Annotated in this window: 25 protein-coding genes; 14 read left to right on the top strand and 11 right to left on the bottom strand. The window is 35.4% G+C overall.

Annotation, left to right across the window (positions count from 1 at the left end):
- The first annotated feature begins 136 nt into the window (after positions 1–136).
- The 3 genes from RBU60_RS05200 (at position 137) to RBU60_RS05190 (ending at position 2515) form a co-directional block, all read left to right on the top strand.
- A complete protein-coding gene (locus tag RBU60_RS05200) occupies positions 137–583 on the top strand; it encodes a type I restriction enzyme HsdR N-terminal domain-containing protein (protein WP_308863639.1) in 447 nt (148 codons plus the stop codon).
- A 9-nt stretch (positions 584–592) separates the two neighbouring features.
- Entirely contained in the window at positions 593–1588 is a 996-nt protein-coding gene (locus RBU60_RS05195) for a glycosyltransferase family 2 protein (protein WP_308863638.1), read from the top strand.
- An 81-nt stretch (positions 1589–1669) separates the two neighbouring features.
- Positions 1670–2515 (top strand): OmpA/MotB family protein, encoded by an 846-nt coding sequence (locus RBU60_RS05190; protein ID WP_308863637.1) that lies wholly within the window; start codon positions 1670–1672, stop codon positions 2513–2515.
- Positions 2516–2572: 57 nt separating this feature from the next.
- On the opposite strand, the gene RBU60_RS05185 is transcribed toward RBU60_RS05190, so the two are convergent.
- Positions 2573–3235 (bottom strand): uracil-DNA glycosylase family protein, encoded by a 663-nt coding sequence (locus RBU60_RS05185; RefSeq protein WP_308863636.1) that lies wholly within the window; start codon positions 3233–3235, stop codon positions 2573–2575.
- A 273-nt stretch (positions 3236–3508) separates the two neighbouring features.
- Entirely contained in the window at positions 3509–6961 is a 3453-nt protein-coding gene (locus tag RBU60_RS05180; protein ID WP_308863635.1) for a pyruvate carboxylase, read from the bottom strand.
- A 185-nt stretch (positions 6962–7146) separates the two neighbouring features.
- Between RBU60_RS05180 and RBU60_RS05175 the strand changes: the two genes are divergently transcribed.
- Positions 7147–8550, top strand: coding sequence for a hypothetical protein (locus tag RBU60_RS05175; RefSeq protein WP_308863634.1), 1404 nt, complete (start codon positions 7147–7149; stop codon positions 8548–8550).
- Positions 8551–8822: 272 nt separating this feature from the next.
- On the opposite strand, the gene RBU60_RS05170 is transcribed toward RBU60_RS05175, so the two are convergent.
- Together RBU60_RS05170 and RBU60_RS05165 are read right to left on the bottom strand one after the other, a co-directional pair.
- Entirely contained in the window at positions 8823–9623 is an 801-nt protein-coding gene (locus tag RBU60_RS05170; RefSeq protein WP_308863633.1) for a TIGR00266 family protein, read from the bottom strand.
- Positions 9624–9640: 17 nt separating this feature from the next.
- Positions 9641–10171, bottom strand: a complete 531-nt coding sequence (locus RBU60_RS05165) for an alpha-ketoglutarate decarboxylase (protein ID WP_308863632.1) — start codon at positions 10169–10171, stop codon at positions 9641–9643.
- Positions 10172–10298: 127 nt separating this feature from the next.
- Here RBU60_RS05165 and RBU60_RS05160 point away from each other — a divergent pair, with 127 nt between their 5' ends.
- From RBU60_RS05160 to RBU60_RS05145, 4 genes are all read left to right on the top strand, one after another.
- Complete coding sequence (locus RBU60_RS05160) at positions 10299–10610, top strand: hypothetical protein (protein WP_308863630.1); 312 nt, start codon at positions 10299–10301, stop codon at positions 10608–10610.
- A gap of 5 nt (positions 10611–10615) precedes the next feature.
- Positions 10616–11110, top strand: coding sequence for a DUF2231 domain-containing protein (locus RBU60_RS05155; RefSeq protein WP_308863629.1), 495 nt, complete (start codon positions 10616–10618; stop codon positions 11108–11110).
- A 379-nt stretch (positions 11111–11489) separates the two neighbouring features.
- The gene (locus RBU60_RS05150; protein WP_308863628.1) at positions 11490–11945 is read left to right on the top strand and encodes a hypothetical protein; all 456 of its coding nucleotides are present in this window, start codon (positions 11490–11492) and stop codon (positions 11943–11945) included.
- 8 nt (positions 11946–11953) lie between these two features.
- The gene (locus RBU60_RS05145) at positions 11954–12160 is read left to right on the top strand and encodes a helix-turn-helix transcriptional regulator (protein WP_308863627.1); all 207 of its coding nucleotides are present in this window, start codon (positions 11954–11956) and stop codon (positions 12158–12160) included.
- Positions 12161–12197: 37 nt separating this feature from the next.
- Here RBU60_RS05145 and RBU60_RS05140 read toward each other — a convergent pair whose 3' ends face one another.
- Positions 12198–12587 carry a group III truncated hemoglobin gene (locus RBU60_RS05140; protein WP_308863626.1) on the bottom strand — a complete coding sequence of 130 codons (390 nt, stop codon included), beginning with the start codon at positions 12585–12587 and terminating at the stop codon, positions 12198–12200.
- 70 nt (positions 12588–12657) lie between these two features.
- Here RBU60_RS05140 and RBU60_RS05135 point away from each other — a divergent pair, with 70 nt between their 5' ends.
- Positions 12658–13260: a DUF6134 family protein gene (locus RBU60_RS05135; protein WP_308863625.1), complete on the top strand. Its 603-nt coding sequence runs from the start codon at positions 12658–12660 to the stop codon at positions 13258–13260.
- A 53-nt stretch (positions 13261–13313) separates the two neighbouring features.
- Here RBU60_RS05135 and RBU60_RS05130 read toward each other — a convergent pair whose 3' ends face one another.
- Entirely contained in the window at positions 13314–15017 is a 1704-nt protein-coding gene (locus tag RBU60_RS05130; RefSeq protein ID WP_308863624.1) for a DUF6029 family protein, read from the bottom strand.
- Positions 15017–15496 (bottom strand): TlpA family protein disulfide reductase, encoded by a 480-nt coding sequence (locus RBU60_RS05125; RefSeq protein ID WP_308863623.1) that lies wholly within the window; start codon positions 15494–15496, stop codon positions 15017–15019. Before RBU60_RS05125 ends, RBU60_RS05130 begins: the two co-directional genes overlap by 1 nt.
- A 147-nt stretch (positions 15497–15643) precedes the next feature.
- On the opposite strand from RBU60_RS05125, the gene RBU60_RS05120 reads away from it, so the two are divergent.
- From RBU60_RS05120 to RBU60_RS05110, 3 genes are all read left to right on the top strand, one after another.
- On the top strand, positions 15644–17119 hold the full coding sequence (locus tag RBU60_RS05120) for a peroxiredoxin family protein (RefSeq protein WP_308863622.1): 1476 nt from the start codon (positions 15644–15646) through the stop codon (positions 17117–17119).
- Positions 17120–17191: 72 nt separating this feature from the next.
- A complete protein-coding gene (locus RBU60_RS05115) occupies positions 17192–17914 on the top strand; it encodes a T9SS type A sorting domain-containing protein (protein WP_308863621.1) in 723 nt (240 codons plus the stop codon).
- 8 nt (positions 17915–17922) lie between these two features.
- Positions 17923–18972 (top strand): Omp28-related outer membrane protein, encoded by a 1050-nt coding sequence (locus RBU60_RS05110; RefSeq protein ID WP_308863620.1) that lies wholly within the window; start codon positions 17923–17925, stop codon positions 18970–18972.
- Between the two features lie 55 nt (positions 18973–19027).
- Here RBU60_RS05110 and yaaA read toward each other — a convergent pair whose 3' ends face one another.
- The 3 genes from yaaA to RBU60_RS05095 all read right to left on the bottom strand — a co-directional run bounded on the left by yaaA (position 19028) and on the right by RBU60_RS05095 (position 21513).
- Positions 19028–19789, bottom strand: coding sequence for a peroxide stress protein YaaA (gene yaaA / locus RBU60_RS05105; RefSeq protein WP_308863619.1), 762 nt, complete (start codon positions 19787–19789; stop codon positions 19028–19030).
- A 186-nt stretch (positions 19790–19975) separates the two neighbouring features.
- Positions 19976–21022, bottom strand: coding sequence for an RluA family pseudouridine synthase (locus RBU60_RS05100; protein ID WP_308863618.1), 1047 nt, complete (start codon positions 21020–21022; stop codon positions 19976–19978).
- Between the two features lie 11 nt (positions 21023–21033).
- On the bottom strand, positions 21034–21513 hold the full coding sequence (locus RBU60_RS05095) for a PASTA domain-containing protein (RefSeq protein WP_407660192.1): 480 nt from the start codon (positions 21511–21513) through the stop codon (positions 21034–21036).
- A 184-nt stretch (positions 21514–21697) separates the two neighbouring features.
- Between RBU60_RS05095 and RBU60_RS05090 the strand changes: the two genes are divergently transcribed.
- Positions 21698–22681: a D-alanine--D-alanine ligase gene (locus RBU60_RS05090; protein WP_308863615.1), complete on the top strand. Its 984-nt coding sequence runs from the start codon at positions 21698–21700 to the stop codon at positions 22679–22681.
- Positions 22682–22899: 218 nt separating this feature from the next.
- Entirely contained in the window at positions 22900–23358 is a 459-nt protein-coding gene (gene coaD, locus RBU60_RS05085) for a pantetheine-phosphate adenylyltransferase (protein WP_308863614.1), read from the top strand.
- A gap of 77 nt (positions 23359–23435) precedes the next feature.
- Here the strand turns inward: coaD and RBU60_RS05080 are convergent, their stop codons facing one another.
- A complete protein-coding gene (locus RBU60_RS05080; protein WP_308863613.1) occupies positions 23436–24248 on the bottom strand; it encodes a T9SS type A sorting domain-containing protein in 813 nt (270 codons plus the stop codon).
- Between the last annotated feature and the right edge of the window lie 3 nt (positions 24249–24251).

The raw sequence follows: 24251 nt of genomic DNA, 5'->3' as shown, positions 1-24251 counted from the left end.
AGAATGAATTCTTTTCGGGCTGGCGCTCGATGTAACATCGTCACTTTTATTAAATCAAACTGGACCTTAAACGGATTTACAAAAAAATGTACTTCGCTAAAGCGGAAAAGCTAGAAATTTGTTTTCTTTGGAGCTTATGAACAAGCTCAATTTTCCGTCTTATCAATTTCGCTTCAAAAATAACGAAAATAAAGTGTCTATTTTTGATGTTATCCGTAAAAAGTTTATCATTCTTACGCCAGAAGAATGGGTAAGGCAACACAGCGTTCATTTTTTGCATCACGAAAAAAAATATCCGCTACAGCTTATTAATGTAGAAAAACAGCTTCGGCTTAACGGATTGATTAAACGCTACGATGTGGTAGGCTTTTATAAAGATGGTAGTTTACAGCTCATTGTAGAATGTAAAGCACCTTCCGTAAAGATTACCCAAGACACCTTCGATCAAATTGCGCGCTACAATATGGCTTTAAAAGCACGCTATTTAATGGTCACTAACGGATTGAATCATTACTTTTGCCAATTGAATTATGAAGAGGAGCGGTATGAATTTTTGCAAGACATTCCAGATTTCTCTAGTTAAGATGAATTTATGACCACAGCAGTAGTAATTTTAAATTGGAACGGAAAATCGCTTTTAGAGCAGTTTTTACCTTCGGTGGTGAAGCATTCTGCGCAAGCGACGGTTTATGTAGCCGATAATGCCTCTACAGATGATTCTGTTTCTTTTGTGGAAGAATATTATCCGCAGGTAAAAATAATTCAGAATAAAGAAAATGGTGGTTATGCAAAAGGCTATAATGATGCCTTAGCGGAAGTAAAAGAAGATGTTTTCATCTTACTAAACAGCGATGTAGAAGTAACCGCAAATTGGCTTGTCCCTATACAAGAGATGTTTGCTTCTTCTCCAAAAATTGCCGTGATCCAACCCAAAATTCTGGATTATAAAAAGAAAACGCATTTTGAATATGCCGGAGCTGCAGGTGGATTTATAGACCAACTAGCTTATCCTTATTGCAGAGGAAGAATATTTGATACGTTAGAAGAAGACAAAGGTCAATTTGATGATGACAAAGAGATTTTTTGGGCCAGTGGTGCTTGCTTAGCGATTAGAAGAAGTATTTTTGAGGAAGTAGAAGCTCTAGATGAAGATTATTTTGCGCATCAAGAAGAAATTGATTTGTGTTGGCGCATTAAAAATAGAGGTTACCAATGTTGGTATACCTCAGCTTCTAGCATTTATCATTTAGGCGGAGCCACGCTCAACGTAATGAATCCCAAGAAAACCTTCTATAATTTTAGAAACTCGCTTTACAACATATTAAAGAATGTTCCTGGATTCAAAGCCTACTTGCTTATATTTATTAGAATGCTATTAGATGCGGTTGCCGGAATTCAATTTTTAGTTCAAGGAAAGCCGAAACACTTCTTAGCCATCCTAAAAGCACATGGGAGTTTCTACAAAAATTTTCTCCGTATTCAGAAAAAAAGAAAATTTATAAAACCTTCTGAAAGCGGTGATTTCTTGTTCTCAATCGTTTGGAAGTACTTTATAAAAGGACAAAAAAAGTTCCATGAGCTCTCATAAGTTATAAAAATGTTAATCTGTTATAAGGCGTACTGCAATTTTAATAGCTTTGAATCTTCAAATAGTATAAACTATAAAGTTATGAAACGTATATTTTTATTGACAGCATCTGCTGTTTTTTTATTTTCTTCTTGTGTTTCTTCTAAGAAATACAAAGCGATGGAAACCAAGCAACAAGACACTCAAGATTTATTAAATACAGCTACGATTAAACTTAATACTTGTCTAGAAGATAAGGAATATCGTGTAAATAGTCTAAAAGATCAAATCAACTTACTTAAAAACACCAATTCTGCGCTTTTAAATGCTCAAGGGGATTTATCTACTTTATCTAAAAAAGGTGCAGAAAACTTGGAGCGTTCTTTAGAGAGTATGAAAGAAAAGGACTTGCAGATTAAAACTATGCGGGATGCCATCAATAAAAAAGACTCGGTTACTTTAGCTCTAGTTACCAGTTTAAAAGGTGCTTTAAGTAATATTAATGATGATGATATTGAGATTAATGTAGAGAAAGGAGTCGTTTTCGTATCTATTTCAGATAAATTATTATTCCGTAGCGGAAGCTACCAAGTTTCTAACCGAGCAAAAGAAGTGCTAGGTAAAGTTGCGAAAGTAGTGAAAGACAAGAAAGATTTCGAATTTATGGTAGAAGGACATACAGATTCTGTGCCAATTAAAAATTCTTGTATGGAAGACAACTGGGATTTAAGTACTAAGAGAGCTACTTCTATTGTTCGTATCTTACAACATGACTTTGATGTAGATCCTGCAAGAATGACCGCAGCGGGTAGAAGTCAATATGTTCCCGTAGATAGTAACGAAACCTCTGCTGGAAAAGCAGCTAATCGTAGAACAAAAATTATTGTTCTTCCTAAGTTAGACCAGTTTTATGGAATGATTGAAGAAGGAATGAAAAAAGCGAAGTAAGCTTTTAAAGTTTAAAATATGTATAAAAAAGTCCTCGATGATCATCGAGGACTTTTTTTATTCCCTAAAGAAAGGTTCGTATTGTAACACCCTAAAATCTATGGTATCTAATTCTGGATTCTTGAGTTTCATTTGCTTATAAAGCCCCATACTTCCCACAGCGCGATTGGCAGCTCCAGAGGGCGCCGTTAAAGAAACCGTTTTGATTAATCGCCCCTCCAGCAAAAACTGATGGATTCTTGGCACTTCCAAGCTCACTTTCTTTAGTTGAATATCTCTAAAACCTTTAATATGCCTTCTAAAAAAATATTCGGGGCCATTCTTGCTATTTCCTCCGGTAAACAATAACGTATCTACTTTTGGATGCTCTTTTAAAATCCCAATCATATCACGCAACCTAGGCTTTTGCATCCCAATATCTGAAGCGTCTATTTTCTCTCGATAGGCATATTCTACCATATCGCAGACGCCTATATGGTTCTTGATTAAGACTTCTTTTCGTTCTTGTATCGCTTCCGCGGAATTGTTATAAGTCAAATCAAGCTTAAAGATTTTCGATATAATTTTCCACAATTGACCATCTCTACTTCCGTAGCAGAAATTTACATCATCCGGTTTAAAGTCGCCGGTCGTGAATCTTGGCGGCGGCAAAGTCCCAACGATGAGCTTGGTTGTATTTTTAGGAATAAAAGGCGGGTAAGGATGCTGGTGTTTGAACATAGGTTTGTTAGATATTAGACCACTTCGTTATTAGATGCTAGACGCTGCGCTAATAAACTAGAGACTAGAAGTTATAAATACAATCATTAAAACCACCATAAAATCAATCAAAGATCTTTTCATGGTGGTTTTGAAAATCAATTACTAGATATTCGCTTTCATTCCTAAAATAAGCTTTTGCCAACTTGAGCGCCAGCCCGAAAGAATTCATTCTGGCGGGAAGTCGAAAGGTTAAACAAAAGCGTCTCGACTCCGCTCGACGTGACATTAGTATTATTTCAATTCTACAATAAGGTCTTCACTAAAGACCATCGTACCTTCTTTTAAGTAGATTTTTTTAATCTTCCCATCGGTATTAGCCGTAATCGTTGTTCCCATTTTCATGGCTTCAATCACAAACAAAGGCTCGTTTTTCTTCACTTGCTGTCCTTCTTCCACCATGATTTCAGAAAGGGAACCTTGTAAAGGCGCTGCGATATGTTTGTCGTTGTCTTTTTCGGCTCTGACATGGCTTACTTTTTCCACTTTAATGGAAGTATCTTTTATTTCTACATTTCTCGTTTGTCCGTTAATTTTAAAGAAAACGGTCACTTCACCGTCATCATTAGCTTCGCCCACAGAAACTAAAGTAATCAACAATGTTTTTCCTTTGTCGAGTTCTACAATAATCTCTTCTCCGGGTTGCATTCCGTAAAAGAAATTCTTGGTAGGAATATGCATGACTTTCCCATACTTCACATAATGATCGTACAAGTCTTCAAATACTTTTGGATAGAGTTTATAGGATAAGAAATCGGTGATTTCCCACTCGCGATCCATCCCATTGGTGAACTTCTCTTGAAATTCTTTAAACTCTTTCTCAAAATCTACTGGCTCTAAATGAGCATTAGGCCGATTGGTATAAGGAGATTCATCTCGTAAAATTATTTTTTGAATGTCTTTTGGAAATCCACCAACTGGTTGCCCCAAATCTCCTCTAAAGAAACTTTTAACCGATTCTGGAAAGCTGATGCTCTCCCCTTTTTCGAGTACATCTTTAATCGTTAAGTTATTACTCACTAAATATTGAGCCATATCCCCTACTACTTTACTACTAGGCGTTACTTTAACAATGTCTCCAAACAATTGGTTCACATCGCCGTACATGCGCGTAATCTCGTTAAAACGATCTTTTAAACCAAGAGATTCTGCCTGTGGCACTAAGTTGGAATATTGTCCGCCAGGAATTTCATGTTTATACACTTCTCCCGTTCCAGATTTTAAACCAGATTCAAACGGATAATAATATTCTCGCATACTCGTCCAATAATTAGAATAGGCATTTAAGCTTTGCATATCCATCTTATTTTCGCGCTCTTGGTGACGCATAGCTTCTGCCATCGCATTAAAGTTAGGCTGAGAGGTTAATCCAGATAAACCACCCAAAGCAACATCTACCACATCTACCCCAGCTTCAATCGCTTTGATATAGGTAGCAGATTGTACCGATGAGGTATCATGCGTATGTAAATGAATAGGAATGTTGATCTCTGCTTTTAATGCTGAGACCAATTCCGCGGCAGCGTAAGGTTTTAACAAACCTGCCATATCTTTAATCGCTAAAATATGTGCTCCTGCATTTTCAATATCTTTTGCCAAACGCAAGTAATAATCTAAGTTGTATTTGCTGCGTTTAGGATCTAGAATATCTCCCGTATAACACATGGCTCCTTCAGCAATTCCGTTGGTTTTAGTCCGTACATATTCTATACAAGGCGCAATCGATTCCATCCAGTTGAGGGAATCGAAAATTCTAAAAATATCGACTCCATTTTCCCAAGCTTCTTCTACAAATTTTTCAATAAGATTATCGGGGTAAGCGGTATAACCTACTCCGTTAGAACCTCTAATCAACATTTGAAACAAGACGTTAGGCATCGCTTCTCGCAATAATCGCAAGCGTTCCCAAGGATTTTCCTTAAGAAAACGCATACACACATCAAAGGTAGCGCCTCCCCAAACTTCCATACTAAACACTTCGGGATGGTTCTTGGCAAAACCTTCCGCCACACTTAACATATCGGTGGTTCGCATACGCGTGGCCAATAAACTTTGGTGCGCATCACGCATAGTCGTATCAGTAAAATGGATTTTCTTTTCGGCTTTAAGCCATTGAGAAAATTTCTCTGGTCCCATTTCAGTTAACAAATCTTTAGTTCCTTTAGGATACGCTCGTTGTTCATCAAATTTTGGTACTTCCGGAATTACTAACTTTTTGGTAGGATCTATGATTTTTACATCTGGGTTCCCATTGACAATCACATTCCCCAAGAAATTCACCATTTTAGTGGCTCTATTTCTAGGTTCTTTAAATTTGAAAAGTTCAGGTGTATTTTGAATGTAGTTCACGGTCACTTCTCCTTTTCTAAAAGTAGCGTCGTTGAGAATATTATCTAAAAATGCCATGTTGGTTTTTACACCACGCACTCTAAATTCGGCTAAAGCTCTACGCATTTTTCTACAAGCACCATCTAAAGTTCTACTGCTGGCGGTTAATTTCACCAACATGGAATCAAAAAACGGAGAAACGCTCACCCCTTGATACACACTCCCTGCATCTAGACGAATTCCAAATCCGTTGGCACTTCTATAGGTAGTTATGGTTCCGTAATCGGGTTTAAAATCATTTTTAGGATCTTCGGTCGTGATTCTACATTGTACTGCAAAGCCTTTTACCTCTACTTTGTCTTGGGAAGCTATTTTTATTTGTTCATCTTCTAGGTGGTATCCACCCGCAATAAATAACTGAGCTTTTACAATGTCGATTCCCGTCACCACCTCGGTTACGGTATGTTCTACCTGTATTCTTGGATTGACTTCTATAAAGTAAATACTGCCATCATCGTCTACCAAAAACTCTACCGTTCCCGCATTGTTATAGTCTACGGCCTTACCTATTTTTAAGGCATAATCATATAGCTTTTGCTTGGTTTCTTCTTTTAATCCGAAAGATGGCGCTATTTCAATCACTTTTTGATAACGACGCTGCACCGAGCAGTCTCGCTCAAATAAGTGCACTAGATTTCCGTGGTTATCTCCTAGCAATTGAATTTCAATATGCTTAGGGTTTTCTACAAATTTTTCTATAAATACAGTATCGTCTCCAAAGGCATTGGCGGCTTCTCGTTTAGATTCGGGATAGGCTTTGCGCAATTCTTCTTCGGTTCTAATCACGCGCATTCCTCTACCTCCTCCTCCAGAAGCGGCTTTTAACATGATAGGATATCCTATTTCTTTTGCTTCCGCGGAAGCGATATCAACTGTGGCTAACTCTTTTTGATTGCTTTTAATAATAGGAATATCATTCTCTATCGCCACTTTTTTGGCCATAATCTTATCGCCCAAAGCTTTTAAGATAGAAACTTTAGGCCCTATAAAAATGATCCCGTTATCTTCGCAAGCCTCAGCAAAGTCAGCGTTTTCAGATAGGAACCCGTATCCAGGATGAATGGCATCAATCCCATTTTCTTTGGCGACGGCAATAATCTTAGCTATATCCAAATACGGTTTTAAAGGCTCAGAATCTTCTCCTATTTGATAGGCTTCATCTGCCTTATAACGGTGTAAGGAATAGCGATCTTCGAACGTGTAAATACCTACGGTTCGCAGGCCAATTTCTGTACAAGATCTAAATATACGAATGGCGATTTCGCCTCGGTTAGCGACTAAAACTTTATTTATTTTCATTGGTTTTTTTTGAGTATAAAGTAAAACAATGCGTGAATTCTTTAAATATCTATAATAATAATAGGACACCCAACTTTTTTTTATAAAACCTTGAAATTTTTAAGCAAGTCCTTAATGTTAAGTGAATTTTTTGTTATTATTAACCTCTAATTAGATGTTTTTACTATTAAAACCTACAAATTCTTATGATTAAAAAAATACTACTTTCCCTAGTCTTTCTAATAAGTATAAGCGCTTTTGCTGCTGACGGATTTAAATACTCCTTAAAAGAACACCAAAAGTTTAGCCGCACCATGTCTTTTGATATCAATAAATTGGCTAGTGTGCACATGCTTTTTGTGAAAAATAAAAATACTAAAAAGCAAGATGTAATTCCCTTTTATATAGATGAGCAAAAAAATATTACAGAATTAGGCACCTTATCTTTTGAGGAGGAACCCGAATTAATTTCTTTTCACACGAACGGCAATACGTTAACACTGATTAACTTTGAAGACGGAAATCTATCTATAGATGATATTGATTTAAGTACGGGAAAACACCTCAACCGCAAACAAACTAAAGATGTAGAGAAACCAGCCTACGTTTTTAAACAAAAAAATAAAAGCATCTTCTTTGAAGTAGATAAAAAAGGAAAGGATCTAACTTTTACATATATTGAAAATGCTACTTCTTCTTCTACCAAAAAAATCGAAACTCCTAAAGAGTTAGAAGACAAAGTAAAGCATATTTTTAGAAAAAATGTAGATGTAATCAATACCCGTGAGTTTGTAAAGAATGGATCTATCGCTAAGGCACAAGCTTATTTTGAAGATGAAAAACTGCTTCTCGTCTATGATCAAAAAGAAGATGACGAGATAGAAACCTTACAGATAAATCCCAATGCAGAAGATATATTTGAACTTAAAAACTACAAGGCTACCGCTTTAGAGAAATTAAAAAAGTCTAATTCTTACGTGAAAGACGATAAGCTTTTTGTAATCAATTCTGGCAAAGAAGATATTGAAATGAATGTTTTTGATATCGAATCTGGGGAAAAAGAAAAGCGTCTTTCTCTACAGCAAGAAATGGCTTTTGCCCAAAATGATTTAGAAAAAAGAGAAGATTTTATTAAGCAATCTAGAAGAGCCAAAAACAAACCCACCCTTACCGTAAATGAAACTGAAGAAGGTAATCTTGCGGTACGTATGGATTATGTAAATATTCAAAATTATTCTTATCATAATATGTGGTGGTTTCATCATCATATGATGATGCATCAATTGCATATACAGCAGCACCAACAGATGCAAATGATGATGGGACCTAATATTTCTTCTTTAGATATAGATGCGCTTTATACTAAAAAGAAAGAATCTACTTCCATTTCATTTGTAATCAGTAAAGATTTAGAGCTTTTGAAAGAAGCATCTTTAGAAACCAAGTATAGAGAAGTGGACGCCGAAAAGTATATCGAAGAATTAAGCGACGATAAAGAAGTTAGAAATGAAAGTTTGGCTTTTCTAAATGACGAATACCATTATATCTACACCGATAAAAAAGAAGATTATATTTTTATTAAAATAGAGGGTTTAGATGCTAGGCCTTAGAATTAAATGTAAGACGTAAGACAAAAATAATTTTTAGACGTCACTTTTATACGAAAAACGTTCGTTTTTTTATTAAAAAGAGAATACTTTCCGCCGGATTAAAATAAGTGCAAAACGATCATAGTTATCCTGAAATAAGCTTTCTAGAAGAGTTATAGCTAAACTGCACCATATAATTTTAACCTGAATTCGATGTTTCTGAAGAAATAGCGAGTTCAGGATTTATTTTTAAGGCTTATGATGAAACACTTATCAAATTGCAATTGATGGTTTTAAAAACGATTATCTCCGTCCAAAAGATTCCCCAAGCCGCCCAAAATGCTTCCTTCGCCTTTATCTTTTCCGCCTCCTTGTGGGGCAGCGGCAAAAACTCTGCTAGCCAACCTGCTAAAAGGTAGCGATTGTATATAAACTGTTCCAGGCCCGGTTAAGGTCGCGAACACCATTCCCTCTCCCCCAAAGAGCGCATTTTTAATTCCGCGAACCATTTCGATGTCATAATCTATACTAGCATCAAACCCAATAATACAACCCGTATCTACGCGCAGTTTTTCTCCTACCATTAATTCTTTTACTGCGGTGGTTCCACCGGCATGGACAAAAGCCATTCCGTCACCTTCTAGTTTTTGCATGATAAAGCCTTCCCCGCCAAAGAAACCTCTCCCAAAACGTTTAGAAAATTCAATTCCTACGGAAACTCCTTTTGCCGCACATAAAAATGCATCCTTCTGACAAATAAATTTTCCATTAAAACGATCCAAATCTATCGGGATAATTTTACCTGGGTAAGGCGAAGCAAAACTGACTTTTTTCTTGCCAGGAATGTTGTTATAAAAAAGAGTCATAAATAAACTTTCTCCCGTAAGAACTCGTTTCCCTGCTCCCATTAGTTTTCCTAAAAAACCCTGATCTTTAGCAGAGCCATCTCCAAAAATGGTTTCCATCTCAATGCCTTGATCCATCATCATAAAGGATCCAGCTTCTGCTACGACCGCTTCTTGTGGATCTAATTCTATTTCTACATATTGCATTTCTTCTCCAAAAATCTGGTAATCTATCTCGTGTGCATTCATAAGATGAGTTGTTTTAATTAAAAGTATATACGTACAAAAGGCATAAAAGCACTTCCGTAAATGGACTTGTCGTCATTGTACAATACGTTATAGCGAACCCCAATAGTTACCGGCCCCGTATTATACCCAGCACCTAAAAATAAAGCGGGATGCCAAAAATCATCATTGACGGTAGCGTCATAATATTCTATTTCTCTATTGACACGCAACTGCTCAAACTCTGCCGAGAGTTGAACTTGAGGAATAGGAGTTACAATTCCCAAGACACTTCCTCCATAAACGGTCGCTTTATAACGGTTATCCTTTATGTAGCTAAAATTAAGTCCGGCGCCTGCAGAAAAATATTCATTAATGGGGTAAATAGCACTTGGGGCAATACTTCCAGCAAAATAACCATTGCCAAAGTTTAAGCCTATACTTCCTCCAAAACGAACTTTTCTCCAAAAATCATTTCCTCCAGATTGTGAACGGGACAGGGTTTGAGCTACAGTTGTACTTGAGAATCCTAAAAAGAAGACAAGAATAAATAGATTTTTTACACAATTCATAGGTTAAAGCTAATCGGTATAATTTCACCCCAATTTACATATAAAAAAATTTCATCCCAATATTTTTTTCTAGATTATGATATTTGATGTTCAGTATGTATCTTTGAGTAAATCAAAATTCATTATTATGAAATTTTTCAAAACTATTTTATTTACGTTTAGTGTGCTATTTATGGTAGCTTGTGGCGAAGGAACAGATGTGGTAGAGTCTGGAACTTACCAAGGAACAGTAAAAGAGGTGGAAGCCGAGAAGACTGAAATCTATGTCACGACAGATGACAATAAAACGCTCGAACTTTATTTTAACGATGCGACCAAATTAACCAAAAACGGTGAAATGGTCGACTTTTCTATGCTGAAAGAAAATCAAAAAGTAGAAGTTACGGTAGAAAAAACTGGAAATAGGCTAGATCCTATTTCAGTAAAAATTATGGAGTAATCCTAATGGAAACTTTACCAGATTTTTGGCGGACAGAGGTTTTTCATCCTCTGTCCGTTCATTTTCCTATCGCTTTATTTTTTATAGCGCTACTCTTTAAAAGTATGGCTCTTTTCTCTAAGAAAGAAACCTTTTCTTTAGGCGGAAGCATCTTATTGGTTTTAGGCGTAATGGGCTCTTGGGTTGCGATCTATACCGGCGATCTCGCCGATGGCGTTGTAGCTAGAACACTTTGTGACCCTACCATTCTTAAAGATCACGAAAACTATGCTTATACTACCGCTTGGATCTTTACCGCAGCCGCGATCTTAGATTTTATCTCCTATTTTTTTTCTCTTCAACTTGGCTCCTTAGTTCTTTGGATAAAAAGACTTACTCTTATTCTTCTCCTCATTGGAAACGGGTTTTTAATGTATGTAGGCCACTTGGGCGCTACCTTAGTCTATCAACAAGCAGCCGGAGTCTACGTTCCTACAGAAGATTGCCAAGAGTTTGAATAGCTATTCCTTAGGAGGCCAATTATTTTATTTTATTTCGCTTTCGCGGAAATAGACCCAGTTTATAAAGAGAGTTTTTTGTCTAATTCCCTAACATAAGAATAGTTCTCTTTAAGCTAGACCAGCATTTATTAGTCAATCAACCACCTCTCATAAACCCTCCTTTTTTATATTCCAGTTATAAATGGATATCACTTTTCTACCTAATAATTTAATATAAAATGTATAAAATATTTTACATTCTGTAAAATTTACATCACTTTTATGAAAACTAAACTCCTATTCTTAATCAAGAACCTCGGCGCAAGCCCACGACATATGAACTCGAAAATATCTTTTAAAAATTAGAGACAAGTCTCGGGGAGTTAAACCCTCTGAAGGGATGAATTTGACGTATTTATTTCCCTATCGGATAAAAAAACTCAGCGGTTTTATTTTTATCATTTGTTTTTGTGCATTGCTAACAACGGTACTTCTAGATTGGGTTCCTTTTATTTTGGATGTACCGATGTTTGCTATCGTTTCTAGTGAATTTTTAAAAGATACTACCTATTTTAGTTGGATTGAAACTAACATTTGGTATGATGTATTAACGATTGTAGTCATTATAAGTGGAATTTTATTCGCTTTCTCTAAAGAAAAAATAGAAGACGAATATATTTCTAACCTAAGATTAAAAGCTTTGGTAAAGGCGGTCTACTGTAATTATGCCATTCTTATTCTAGCCATATTTTTTATTTATAACTTAGCATTCTTTAATGTTTTAGTATTAAATATGTTAAGCACATTAATCCTGTTCATTCTTTTCTTTCAAAGAGAATTAATTTCCGTAAAGTGAAGAAATTCATGAAAAATGCAATCAAAATTCAACGAACTATCAAAGGCTTAACGCAAGCGGCCTTAGCGGAAAAAGTAGAAGTAACTAGACAAACCATCAATGCGATTGAGTTAGAAAAATACTCTCCCTCTGCCGTACTGGCTCTAAAAATAGCCTCGGTATTGGAAGTTGAAACGGACAAATTATTTCAATTGGAAGAAAAAGATTGGAGCTAGTAGCAAATTAAACAGATAGTATCGCAATTAAATTGATCTAACCTCTAGCTGCAAAGATTTTCATGTGAAAATTACTCCCTAGGTTTCTGGCAAAATATTTAGCTTTATCGGCTAGCTCTCCCTCAAAATAGGTGTCGATGGTTTCAAACCAAAGGTTAAGCCATACCCCAAAATGCTTCGCCTCAATGCTATGATTAAATTTTTGATCTACTTTAATATGCGCATAACCTGGTCTTCCCGAAAACTTATTCACTCTAAACAAATTACTCTCCCAGAAATCGGTTAGTTTCTCTAAATGCTCATCCCAATCTTGTATAGTTTCATTAAAAAAATGACTTATTTCTTCGTTGAGTCTTACTTTTTCATAAAATTTATGCACTAAGAGACTTACGTCTTCCCTTCCTTCAATTGCTTTTAAATTTTCCATTTTATTTTTATTCTTTATTTTTTTTACCTACTATTAGTAGTTATCAACTCAAAGTTATCAAAATTAATATATGCCGCGCAAAATACTCCTCCTAATCTTACTTTTTCTATTCTTTTCCTTTTCTGTTGTTAGCCAAACTCAAAGTTTAACCTACAACTTATTTTATCGTAACAAAAAAGTAGGCACATTACAAGCCATTAAAAAGGTAAAAGACCAAAGGACCATATATCAAAACCAAACAAACATCAACACCAAAATCCTTTTTTCCAAAATAAAGGTAGATTATAGTTATTTCGTGGCCTTTAACAAAACTAAACTTAGTAAAGCAAAAGTGCTTATAGAAGTTAAAGGTGATAAGAGAAACGACACCCAAACGATTTTAGAGAACGGAATCTATCATTATTATGAAGACCAAAAGCTAAAAAGCAAAATAGAAGACGATATCACCTATTCTGCCGTAATGCTGATGTTAGAAGAGCCGATTGGTATTCGCCAAGTTTATTCTGAAGAGAATGGGACTTTTCATTCTTTAAAAAAAGTAGGTGAACGTGCATATGAAAAAACAAATGACAAAAACAACGTGAACAAATACGTTTATAAAAACGGAGTGTTAGAAAGCGGAACTATCGACGCCGGAATTATAAAGTTTAGGCTTGAATTGATAGAAGAATAAAACCCAGCAAGAGTCTTGCTGGGTTTGAATATATAATTCTCATATATTTTCTCTTAAAACGAAGTAGAAACGTTTAAAGTGAAGCCTGTATTTTCTGGCACGAATCTACACACGCCTCCTACACAAACCAAACCTCCGCGCTGGCGACCATAGTTTGCAGCTATTCTCCAAGCTCCAAAACGATAGGCTCCACCAACATTGTAGTAGTGATTTTTTTCTGCTTCTTTATCGGTTCCGTAATTATAAATATCCCAAACATAAAAAGAAAGATTTCTATTCAGGTTATATTCCAAAGTTCCTCCTGCCCAATTTTTTCTATCGGTATCAGCCCAAAGGTGCTCTAACTCTAATCTCACCGATTGCTTTTCGCCAAAAGCCCATGTATTTTCTAGCGCTAAAACATCTGCCTTAACCACATCTCCACCTTCAATTAAGCTTTTATCATAATATTGGTGCACATAATAAAAAGCAGATCTCCAGTTCTCTGTCAGTTTCTTCTTCACCTCTAGGTTATAATCGGAGAAATATTTTTGAGCAACCCCAAAAAATTCGGTGTCATATTCCTGCGGAAAAAATCTGTATTCTCCTGGCAAATTATACCAAGTTGCAACGTTTGCGGCAACTTTAGTTCCGTATTTTCCACCAAGCGTAGTTCCCTTTTTGAAGTTATAAAAGACATCTATTTGTCCGCCAGTTTCCCCAGCTTTCATTTTATCTACATCTAAGTAACTCACGCTTGCTTGAGCTTGGTAAACATAAATATTTGCCAAGTTAGAGTGATGTTGCTTGGTTAAACCGGGTAAATAGTTAAGAATTCTATCGTTATAGTTAAGGCTTGAATTGTTATCACCCAAGTTTTCTGGTATCCGTTCTGAATAAAATCCCATATTCTCTACACGTCTTAAGGTAAGGTCTACTCCTAATCCACTTTTAGTATAACCGAAGTTGAGTAAATAAGCGCTTCCTGGCTTTACATAATCGCCATTAATATCATTTTGAGCACTTAGCACAGCATCTTCCGTTTTATAGTTGGCTTCTCCACTGGCGTAGAAAGAACCTTTATAATAATTGAAACGAAATGCCATGGCATTGGTCAATTCAGAAAATTGCGGATCTACGATATCGGTTTTTTCATATCTCCCCACGTAAGAAGCTCCTACAGACAAGTCTGATTTTTCGAAGTTAAGGTAATCGGTTAGGTAAAATTCAGAATCGAATCCAAAAATATGACCGTCAGACACGGTAAACCCACTGCGTTGTCTTCCGTAAAGTGCTTTTAAACTTATATTGTTATTAGGTCTAAACTCAATGCGTCCTCCGCGAAGCGCATTGTTTATTCCTAAAGCTCTGTCTTCCCAAGTTCTCAAGATTAATCCACTCCCAAATTGCTCGTAGAAATGACCAACAGTAATGTCTAGTTTTTCTGATTTATAATCTAGATAAAAAGTAGCTAAATCTGTTCCTTTAAATTTAGGATTATAATTTAAAAGCGCATTTTTCTCATAGGCTTCCACTTGAATTCCTGCAGTAAACCTTCCGTAGTTATAATTTACATTGATATAATTGTTAGATCTAAAGCGGTCTTCGTACAAAAAGTCTCCCAATTTTGGATCATCTACATAGTATTGCGAATTGGACTCTACTCCACCAAAGAATCTTCCTTGTATTTTATTGGGTTCATTAATAGTATCTTGAGCCGTGGCAGAAGTAGATAAAGCTATCACTCCGCCCAATAAAAAAATAATTTTCTTAACCATTAAAGAGATTTTATCTTTTCGAATAATTCTTCTTCTCCACCTTCTGCATATCCATTATGAACATACTCTACTTTTTGATTCTTAACTACAATTACATGAGGAATATTGTTAATTTGAAGGGCTCTCTTAAGTTCTTGGTTGGTATCCAATAAAACTTCATATTCCCATCCTTTTCCGTTTATCATGGGCTTAATTCTTCTCATAGTTCGAGAATCATCAATAGAAATGGCTACTACTTCAAAATCTACTTCTTCTTGCCAAGCTGCATAATTTTCTTTAATTGCTTCTAACTCACTAATGCAGGGTGCACACCACGTAGCCCAAAATGAAAACACATAAACTTTATCTTTGGCTGCATAATCTTTATATACATTTTGATAATTATTATCTAAATTCTTTAGTTGAACATTTGGCATTTGAGATTGCGCTTGAGAAACGGTAGCAACCAAACAGCAAATAAGGAAAAATACATTTTTCATGGGGTATTAAATTTTTGTTAATAGCGAGCAAATATATAATAATAAGTCAATATTATAAAGAAAATCACAAAGTTCAAGGTCTTTTTTTATTCATCTAATTAATAAATACTATATATTTGTAAATGTTAAAAATTTAACTTAAAACTTATGAAAAAATTATTACTTAGCTTAGCCTTTTTAGCCACAGGCTTATTTGCGCAAGCTCAAATAGCTAACGGCTCTACTGCTCCAGATTTTACGGCAACAGATGTTGATGGAAATTCTCATTCTTTATCTACTTACTTAAGTGAAGGTAAAAATATTGTTATGGATGTTTCTGCTACTTGGTGTGGTCCTTGTTGGGGTTTTCATCAAGCTGAAACTTTAAAAAAATTACATTATGCTTATGCTGCACCCGGATCTGACGAGATAGTTGTTCTTTTTATTGAAGGAGACGCTCAAACTACGATGGCAGATTTAATGGGACAAACAGGTTCATCGCAAGGTGATTGGTTAGCAAATACTCCATATCCAATTATAGATGACGCCAGTATTGCAAGTAGTTATCAAATTGCCTACTACCCTACTCTATTTGGTATTTGTTCTACAGATCAAACAGTGTATGAAGTTGGAACTGTAAATAGCTCTCAAACTGCTTACCTTACACCAAGCGAAGTATTAACTAGAGTTGGAAATTTTTGTGGAGGTAACAATGTAACTGGTGTTCCAAACCACGGTATGTTAGAATTAATAAGCGATGAGGTTTATGTTTGTAGTACTACAGCAAATATTCCTTTCAGCATTACAAACTATGGAAATAACAATATTACCGATGCTACTGTAGTTTTAAAAGAAAACGGTACAGTAATAGCTACTTCAAGCTTTTCAGGAAATGTAAACCAATTTGAGCACGACTCTGCTTTTTTTGAAGATGTAAGTATAGATTTAAATGCTACATACACTGCTGAATTAACTGGAATTAACGGTCAAACTCCTCACAATACTACAACAGAAATGACTACAAGAGCGTACGATTTTATTGTTTCTGAGGAGGCTTCAAATAACATCACTGTTAAAGTAAGAACTGATAATTATCCTACAGAAATTTCGTGGGAAATTAGAAATAGTGCTGGTAATGTTGTTGAAAGTTATGGACCATATTCTGGAAGTCCTAACGGAGGTGGATCTAATGCAAACACCACAAAAATTCACGAAGTAAACCTTCCATCAACTGATTGTTACGATGTAGTATTCTTAGACAACTGGGGAGACGGTTGGGGAAGTAACCCTAATGCCGGTATTGAAATTGTTTCTAACGGCGTAACTGTATATAATGAAGATGCACCAAGTTTTACATCAGAATTTGTAAGAGGATCGGCCTTTAATGTAACTACCTTAGCGACAGAGAATTTTGATGACATTCAAATTTCTATTTATCCAAACCCTTCTAACGGAAGTATTTTTGTTAGTCAGTTAGATAATTACACTATGAATGTATTTGATCTTACAGGAAAGCAAGTCTTTACCAAAAATGATCTTAAGGCTAATGAGGAAGTAAACCTATCTTCTTTAGAAACTGGAATTTACTTTGTTAAAGTGGAATCTAACGACATGCAAAAAACAACGAAGCTTATCTTAAAATAAATTATAATTAACCATAAGGGTTTACACAGTATTGCTGTTTAGACCCTTGTGTTTTTCAAAAACCCAAATACTATGAAAAAATTAAACCTATTTATTCTTGCGCTTTGCGCATTTACTTACAGTAACGCTCAAATCATTATTACGGAAGAAAACGATACTCCAATTGTAAATAATGAAACCTACTCTTACTCAGAATTAGGAATAGAGTTACCTATTTTTATCACAAACCAAGGGGATGAAGCCGTTCGTATTCTAGCCGAAGTGGTTAATATGAATAATGCTTCAGGAAGTAATTTACAGTTTTGTGTAGGAGGAACGTGTTATGCAAATATTGCAATAGGAAACACCTACCCACTTAATGGCCCTTTAATTTTACAACCTGGTGGTGACAATGGACAATTTGATCATTTTTTTAGTAGTTATCCAGGAGACAATACAGAAGCTCCCGTTGATTACACCTTTAGATTCTACGAAGTAGATGAAAACGGAAATGAATTAGGAGATTTGGTTACATTCACGTACTTATATGATTCTAGTTTAAGTACTTCAAACTTCTCTATGGAAAGCTTAGGAGTAACCTTAAACTCTTCAATCATTGCCGACAACATTTCTTTTAATACGAACGAAAGAATTAACGTTGCTGTTTATGACCTTAACGGAAAGAGAGTTGACAACCAAAGCTTTGAGCAAGGAGCAAATCAATTAAATGCATCACAATTAACTGCTGGTGTGTATTTAGTTAAATTCCAAACGCTTAACGGAAAACAAGCATCCACTAAAATTATTAAGAAGTAATTCATTCTATGAAGATTTTCAAATCCATTTTATTTTTATTACTCTCTATAACTTTGATTTACAGTTGTTCTGAGAGTTATGATATTCTACCTTCAGAGCAGCCTATTCTTATTACAGCAAATAATACGACGAGTCTTATAGACAATACGGTTATTTTAAAAGCAACTCAACAAGGAGAAGATGTAACAGCGCAGACCTCTTTCTACATTAACGATGAGTTAATAGAAGGAAATGCTTACACCTCTTCTATTCCTGGTGAATATGTCGCTAAAGCAGAATATGATAATTTTTTCTCGGAAGCTTTAATCATAACCTATCATGATGGTTCTGAAATAAACTTCAAGAAGAGAGTTCTTATTGAAGATTATACTGGTACTTGGTGTGGTTACTGCACGCGTGTAGCCCATGCGATTGAAGAAGTGTTTTCTAATACAGATAATGCGGTTGCTGTAGCGATACATAGAGATAGCTCTAATCCTAATAGTGGTACGTATGATCCTTTTAATTATGACGCTTCAGAACTAGAGAGCACCTTAGATGCTGCAGGATATCCAAAAGGATTTTTAAACAGAAAAACCTTGTGGACTAGCCCAGAACCAGAAAACGTTGATCAAGTACTTAACCTTAGTCAAGGAGAAAATCCTAAATTAGGTTTAGCTATAGATAATGAGATCTCTGGTGGCAACATTACGATAGACGTAAGTGTTAAAAAAGCTAAGAATTTTAATCAGCTTAAATTAGTCGTTTATGTCTTAGAAAATGGATTGATTTATCCTCAGCAAAATTATACCAATTATTATGATGCAGTAAACCCTGTACCAGATTTTGAACATAATCACGTTTTAAGAGAAACGCTCACTAGCTTAATGGGAGACCTTATTCCTGAAGCTGAGTTTGAAAATGATGTATACACCAAAAGCTATTCAATATCCGTTCCTGCCAATGTGGAGAATGCAGAAGAATTAGAGTTTGTTGCCTTTGTAATTGATGAGGATGGTAATGCCATTAACGTTAGAAAAGCAGATAAAAACACTACTCAAGATTTTGAACAAATTTAAGTGGCAGATGAATTAAAATCTAAAAAGGCTAAAACATTAAGTTTTAGCCTTTTTTTTATCTTATAAATACAGGTTCCAGCTCCTTCTCAGTTTCCTTTTCACTAAAACGATAATCATCATAGTTAAAGCCCCTAAGATCGTCTAGCGTATGTACATCTTTGTCTATAATATACCTTACCATACTCCCCCTAGCCTTTTTCGCATAGAAACTAATAATCTTTAGTTTTCCGTTTTTAAAGTCTTTAAAGACAGGACTCACTAACTTCCCTTTAAGTTCTTTTTTATTAATTGCTTTAAAATATTCGTTGCTCGCTAAATTGATGAGTAACTCCTCTTTAGCCATTTCTTTATTTAAGGCTTCGGTTAGTTTTTCTTTCCAGAATTCATAGAGATCCTTATGCTGCTGAATAGGTAATTTGGTTCCCATTTCTAATCGGTAAGGCTGCATAAGATCTAAAGGCCTCAACATTCCATACAAACCAGAAAGTATACGCAAATCATTTTGAAGTCGATCTATTTTAGCTTCGGGAATACTGTACGCATCTAAGCCTGCATATACATCTCCGTCAAACGTATAAATCGCAGGACGAGCGTTTTTAACCAGATGTTTTTCTTCAAACTCTTGATAGCGATCATAATTTAAATCGGTTAACTTTTGACTGATGTTCATCAATTCTGCAATCTCTTTTTTGGTAAGCCTTGCCAACTTTTTATTAATTTGAATGGCTTCTTCTAAAAATTGAGGTTGTGTATGTCTTTTGGTGGGTAGATCGCTTTCTAGATTAAGAGACTTAGCGGGAGAAACAAGAATTTTCATAGGTGTTTTTAAGCTAAAGATAAGACTTATGCAGGTAATAGAATAGACTTCCTAATTTGGAATTTATATAGAGGCATTTATAAAATTGATTTGCAATAGGGATAGCAGCGGCATCCTTTTGTGAAGCTTAGCGAAACAAAAGATATAGCGGATAGCCCGGCTTTTTTTTTCCAAAAAAAGATTGCCCTACTCCAACACCTCTTTTTGATTTTTAGCATAGTTTCTCCAGCGTTCTATACAGGCTTCGATATCTTCTGGCACCGGAGAATTAAAACTCATCCACTCTTTGGTAGCAGGATGTTCAAAACCTAAAGTCTTGGCGTGTAAAGCTTGTCTTGGCAATACTTTAAAGCAATTATCTACAAATTGTTTGTACTTGGTGAACGAAGTTCCTTTCAAAATTCGTTCTCCGCCATAACGCTCATCATTAAAAAGCGTATGTCCTATATGTTTCATATGGACTCTAATTTGGTGGGTTCTACCGGTTTCTAACTTACATTTAACTAGCGTAACATAACCAAATCTTTCAATTACCTCATAATGAGTCACGGCAGGTTTTCCGTTGTCGGCATCGTCTCCATAATAGACCGTATTTTGCAATCTATTTTTGGGGTGTCTTCCTATATTTCCTTCTATGGTACCTTCTTCATCGTTTACATGTCCCCAAACTAAAGCAACATATTCTCTTTCACTGGTTTTATTAAAAAACTGCTTAGAAAGATGAGCCATCGCCTGCTCGGTTTTTGCGACCACCAACAAACCGCTAGTGTCTTTATCTATTCGATGAACCAATCCTGGTCTATCACTGCTATTATTGGGTAAGTTATCAAAGTGATAGATTAACGCATTAATCAGCGTACCAGAATAATTCCCATGACCGGGATGCACCACCATTCCAGCGGGTTTATTGACCACTAAAAGGGTATCATCTTCATAGACAATATCTAAAGGAATATTTTCTGGCGTAAGCAAAGACTCGTATGGAGGATGCTCAAACATTACTTTAACCTCGTCTTCGGCTTTTACCTTATAATTTTGTTTTACGGCAACTCCATTGACAAAAACATTTCCATCTTTTGCTGCCTTCTGAATTTTATTTCGAGTAGCATTCTCTACAAAATTCATTAAAAATTTATCTACTCTTAAAGGTTCTTGTCCCTTGGAGGCTACAAAATGATAATGTTCGTAAAGCTCATCATTTCCATCATTGCTGTTCTCTTCCTGCTCACTCATTAAAATAAATATTAATTTTCGCTATTATAGTTACGAGTTCCATCTCCTAAAACCAAATCGATTACAGAAGTTTTCATCAATTTATCACCCGGCTTTACAGACTTTCCTTTGTGTCTCATTTCTAATACTGCATTTTTAGCAATATTGGGTTTATGGGTAATATCCCCAATCTCAAACCCTAATGATCTTAAAGTAGGTTCTACTTGTCGCTGAGTTCTTCCTAAAAGATTGGGGATCTCTATCTTGTTATATCCTGAAGGATTTAGGTTTAAGTAAATCTTTCGATTCTCTTTTACAAAATCCCCTGGTTTAGGTACTTGCTCTATCACAGAATATTTAGGATAATCTGGATTGTAATTCGCAGAATCTAAGATTTCTCTTCTTAGATCCATTTCTTCGAGTTTTTGATCAACCACATCCAACGAAAGCTTAGAAAGGTTAGGAACCTCAATGCGTTGGTCATGGTTTGTCGAATAATCCAACCATTTCATGGTCCCAAATACTAGCAAAACAATAACTACGAGCGCTATACCTAATTGTATTAAAAACGCTTTACTGAATAAAAATTTTATGAAGCTCATTATTATGACAAATTATGGAGCAAAGATATAAAAACACCCTTATTTTTGTAGCGATTTAACAAGCGATATTATTATATTATCAAATAGTGATTTTATGAAAAAGAAAACGATAGCCATCGCTATGGGTGGATATTCCAACGAAGCCGAAATTTCTATAAAGAGTGGCCAACTGGTTTATGATCATATGGACAAAGAAAAGTACCAGGCTTTTAAGGTTCATATTCTACAAAACGAATGGTTTGTCCTTACCAATGACGGCAAGAAATACCAAATAGACAAATCAGATTTTTCAACGACTGTAGAAGGTGAAAAAATAAACTTTGACTGTGTGTTTAATATTATTCACGGTACTCCTGGAGAAGATGGTTTATTTGCCGCTTATCTAGAGACGGTTCATATGAAACAAACTTCTTGCGATTATTATTCATCGGCGTTAACCTTCAACAAACGAGATTGCATTAGCATCTTAAAAGCCTATAGCATTAAAACCGCCACCAATTACTTTGTCAATAAAGGAGATGAAATTTTTGAGGATGAAATTATAGAAACCGTAGGCTTACCTTGTTTTGTAAAAGCCAATAAAGCAGGAAGCAGCTTTGGGATTTCTAAAGTAAAAAAGAAAGAGGATTTATTGGAGGCCATTGAATTTTCTTATAAAGAAGATGAAGAAGTGATTATTGAATCCTTTTTAGACGGCACAGAGGTTTCTGTAGGAGTGATTAATTACAATGGAGAAGTATTAGCTTTACCTGTTACTGAAATCATTTCTGAAAATGAATTTTTCGATTATAAAGCAAAGTATTTAGGACAGTCTCAAGAAATTACACCGGCAAATATTACAAAAGAACAAACGGAAGAAGTTAAACGTCAAGCCATTAAAATTTTTAAAACTTTAAAGCTAAAAGGCTTAACGAGAGCGGAATTTATTTTTCACAATAACGAACCTCATTTCTTAGAAGTAAATACGTGCCCTGGTTTAAGTGAAGCTAGTATCTTACCACAACAAGCCAAAGCAGCAGGGATCACCTTGAAAGATTTGTTCACTAACGTGATAGAAAATGCTCTTATACCAATTTAATTTTATAATGTCGTAGAGAAAACGAAGTTGCTTTTTTGTTCTATGACGTTGCGATTAGTTGGCATAGCTGTAGCTATGAAAGTTATGAGCAACTCGTTCGACCGGAACGGACGGAGGAAAATGAACGAGTTAAAATGTGACACTACATGTTAATTTGGTATTAGATAAAGGGACCCTATTAGTTAATAATTTAGTAACTTCAAGAAAATAATAGTTCAATGAAAAAAGCAGTTTTTCCAGGATCATTTGATCCTATTACCTTGGGACATTATGACATTATAGAACGCAGTCTTCAACTTTTTGATGAAGTGATCCTAGCCATAGGTGTTAATGCCGACAAGAAATATATGTTTTCTCTAGAAGAGAGAATGCGGTTTATAACAGAAGCTTTTAAAGATGAGCCTAAAATCGTAGTAAAAACCTATGAAGGCCTAACGGTAGATTTTTGTATTAAAGAAAACGCTCCATTTATTTTGAGAGGACTTAGAAACCCTGCCGATTTTGAGTTTGAAAAAGCAATTGCGCATACCAATAGAAAATTAGAACAAATAGAGACTGTATTTCTTTTAACCTCTAGTGGTAAAAGTTACATCTCTTCTTCTATTGTAAGAGATGTGATTAGAAACCATGGAGATTATACCATGCTGGTGCCAGACTCGGTAAGAGTGAAGTCTTAATTCATTTAATCGATTAAATGAAGTCATAAAAAAAGCTCCCAATTGGGAGCTTTTAATTTATCTAAAAGTTTTAAAGCTTATTGCTTCACTACTTTTTTAGTAATGTTTCCTTCGTTAGTGTTGATGGTTAATAAGTAAACACCAGAAGCTAAAGAAGAAGTATTAATTGTATTGTTAGCAGAAACTTCTACTTGAGTACCTTTTCCTAAGATATCATACATCGTTGCACCTTCAATTTGAATAGAAGAAGGAACACTAATATTTAATACATTGTTTACTGGGTTAGGGTACATAGAAATTTGAGAAGCGATTGCGCTATCTACAGCTAAGGTAGCATCTGTTACAAGGTTCATTACATAATGATTTGTAAAACCTAATGCCTCAACAGTGTCAGCTCCACAAGTATCACTAATTATCCAAGATGGCGCAGTTTGCCCTGCTTGGTTTGATCCAATTCTAAATACAGTTCCATCCGCAGCTTCAGCTAATTCAACAACCAAAATTGAGCTTGCAGGAACAGTTAAAGGAGCAGCTAAAGTATAAGAAACAACAGTTCCAGCATCCGCTGCTGTTAAAGTAACTTCTTCAGAAACTATATTTGTTAAATCTGAAGTAGTTGGATTAGTTCCATCAGATAAATAAATGTTTAAAGTAACTGGTGAAGCATCAATAGTTTCTACTCCAAACTCTACAGCTGTAAGTTCAAAACCATCTGTAATGTTAAATTCATTCTCAAAATCAAATACACGCTGGTAAACAGTTGGCTCTGTGGGACAAGCAACAGTATTATTTTCCGTTACTGTTTGCTCTACTGAATGAGTAATAACTGTTTGCGCTTGAATTGATAAGCTTGCTACAAAAGCAGCTGCCAATAAAGTAATTTTTTTCATTTT

This window comes from Mesonia profundi (assembly GCF_031085155.1).
GTDB classification, from domain to species: Bacteria; Bacteroidota; Bacteroidia; order Flavobacteriales; family Flavobacteriaceae; genus Mesonia; species Mesonia profundi.
The sequence above is the reverse complement of the archived record's forward strand: the minus strand, read 5'-3'. Positions and strand labels throughout refer to the sequence as shown.

Bases quoted from the DNA above. Each gene is read 5' to 3' on its own strand.
- RBU60_RS05200 (WP_308863639.1), top strand. From the start codon at position 137: ATGAACAAGCTCAATTTTCCGTCTTATCAATTTCGCTTCAAAAATAAC.
- RBU60_RS05195 (WP_308863638.1), top strand. From the start codon at position 593: ATGACCACAGCAGTAGTAATTTTAAATTGGAACGGAAAATCGCTTTTA.
- RBU60_RS05190 (WP_308863637.1), top strand. From the start codon at position 1,670: ATGAAACGTATATTTTTATTGACAGCATCTGCTGTTTTTTTATTTTCT.
- RBU60_RS05185 (WP_308863636.1), bottom strand. From the start codon at position 3,235: ATGTTCAAACACCAGCATCCTTACCCGCCTTTTATTCCTAAAAATACA.
- RBU60_RS05180 (WP_308863635.1), bottom strand. From the start codon at position 6,961: ATGAAAATAAATAAAGTTTTAGTCGCTAACCGAGGCGAAATCGCCATT.
- RBU60_RS05175 (WP_308863634.1), top strand. From the start codon at position 7,147: ATGATTAAAAAAATACTACTTTCCCTAGTCTTTCTAATAAGTATAAGC.
- RBU60_RS05170 (WP_308863633.1), bottom strand. From the start codon at position 9,623: ATGAATGCACACGAGATAGATTACCAGATTTTTGGAGAAGAAATGCAA.
- RBU60_RS05165 (WP_308863632.1), bottom strand. From the start codon at position 10,171: ATGAATTGTGTAAAAAATCTATTTATTCTTGTCTTCTTTTTAGGATTC.
- RBU60_RS05160 (WP_308863630.1), top strand. From the start codon at position 10,299: ATGAAATTTTTCAAAACTATTTTATTTACGTTTAGTGTGCTATTTATG.
- RBU60_RS05155 (WP_308863629.1), top strand. From the start codon at position 10,616: ATGGAAACTTTACCAGATTTTTGGCGGACAGAGGTTTTTCATCCTCTG.
- RBU60_RS05150 (WP_308863628.1), top strand. From the start codon at position 11,490: ATGAATTTGACGTATTTATTTCCCTATCGGATAAAAAAACTCAGCGGT.
- RBU60_RS05145 (WP_308863627.1), top strand. From the start codon at position 11,954: ATGAAAAATGCAATCAAAATTCAACGAACTATCAAAGGCTTAACGCAA.
- RBU60_RS05140 (WP_308863626.1), bottom strand. From the start codon at position 12,587: ATGGAAAATTTAAAAGCAATTGAAGGAAGGGAAGACGTAAGTCTCTTA.
- RBU60_RS05135 (WP_308863625.1), top strand. From the start codon at position 12,658: ATGCCGCGCAAAATACTCCTCCTAATCTTACTTTTTCTATTCTTTTCC.
- RBU60_RS05130 (WP_308863624.1), bottom strand. From the start codon at position 15,017: ATGGTTAAGAAAATTATTTTTTTATTGGGCGGAGTGATAGCTTTATCT.
- RBU60_RS05125 (WP_308863623.1), bottom strand. From the start codon at position 15,496: ATGAAAAATGTATTTTTCCTTATTTGCTGTTTGGTTGCTACCGTTTCT.
- RBU60_RS05120 (WP_308863622.1), top strand. From the start codon at position 15,644: ATGAAAAAATTATTACTTAGCTTAGCCTTTTTAGCCACAGGCTTATTT.
- RBU60_RS05115 (WP_308863621.1), top strand. From the start codon at position 17,192: ATGAAAAAATTAAACCTATTTATTCTTGCGCTTTGCGCATTTACTTAC.
- RBU60_RS05110 (WP_308863620.1), top strand. From the start codon at position 17,923: ATGAAGATTTTCAAATCCATTTTATTTTTATTACTCTCTATAACTTTG.
- yaaA (WP_308863619.1), bottom strand. From the start codon at position 19,789: ATGAAAATTCTTGTTTCTCCCGCTAAGTCTCTTAATCTAGAAAGCGAT.
- RBU60_RS05100 (WP_308863618.1), bottom strand. From the start codon at position 21,022: ATGAGTGAGCAGGAAGAGAACAGCAATGATGGAAATGATGAGCTTTAC.
- RBU60_RS05095 (WP_407660192.1), bottom strand. From the start codon at position 21,513: ATGAAATGGTTGGATTATTCGACAAACCATGACCAACGCATTGAGGTT.
- RBU60_RS05090 (WP_308863615.1), top strand. From the start codon at position 21,698: ATGAAAAAGAAAACGATAGCCATCGCTATGGGTGGATATTCCAACGAA.
- coaD (WP_308863614.1), top strand. From the start codon at position 22,900: ATGAAAAAAGCAGTTTTTCCAGGATCATTTGATCCTATTACCTTGGGA.
- RBU60_RS05080 (WP_308863613.1), bottom strand. From the start codon at position 24,248: ATGAAAAAAATTACTTTATTGGCAGCTGCTTTTGTAGCAAGCTTATCA.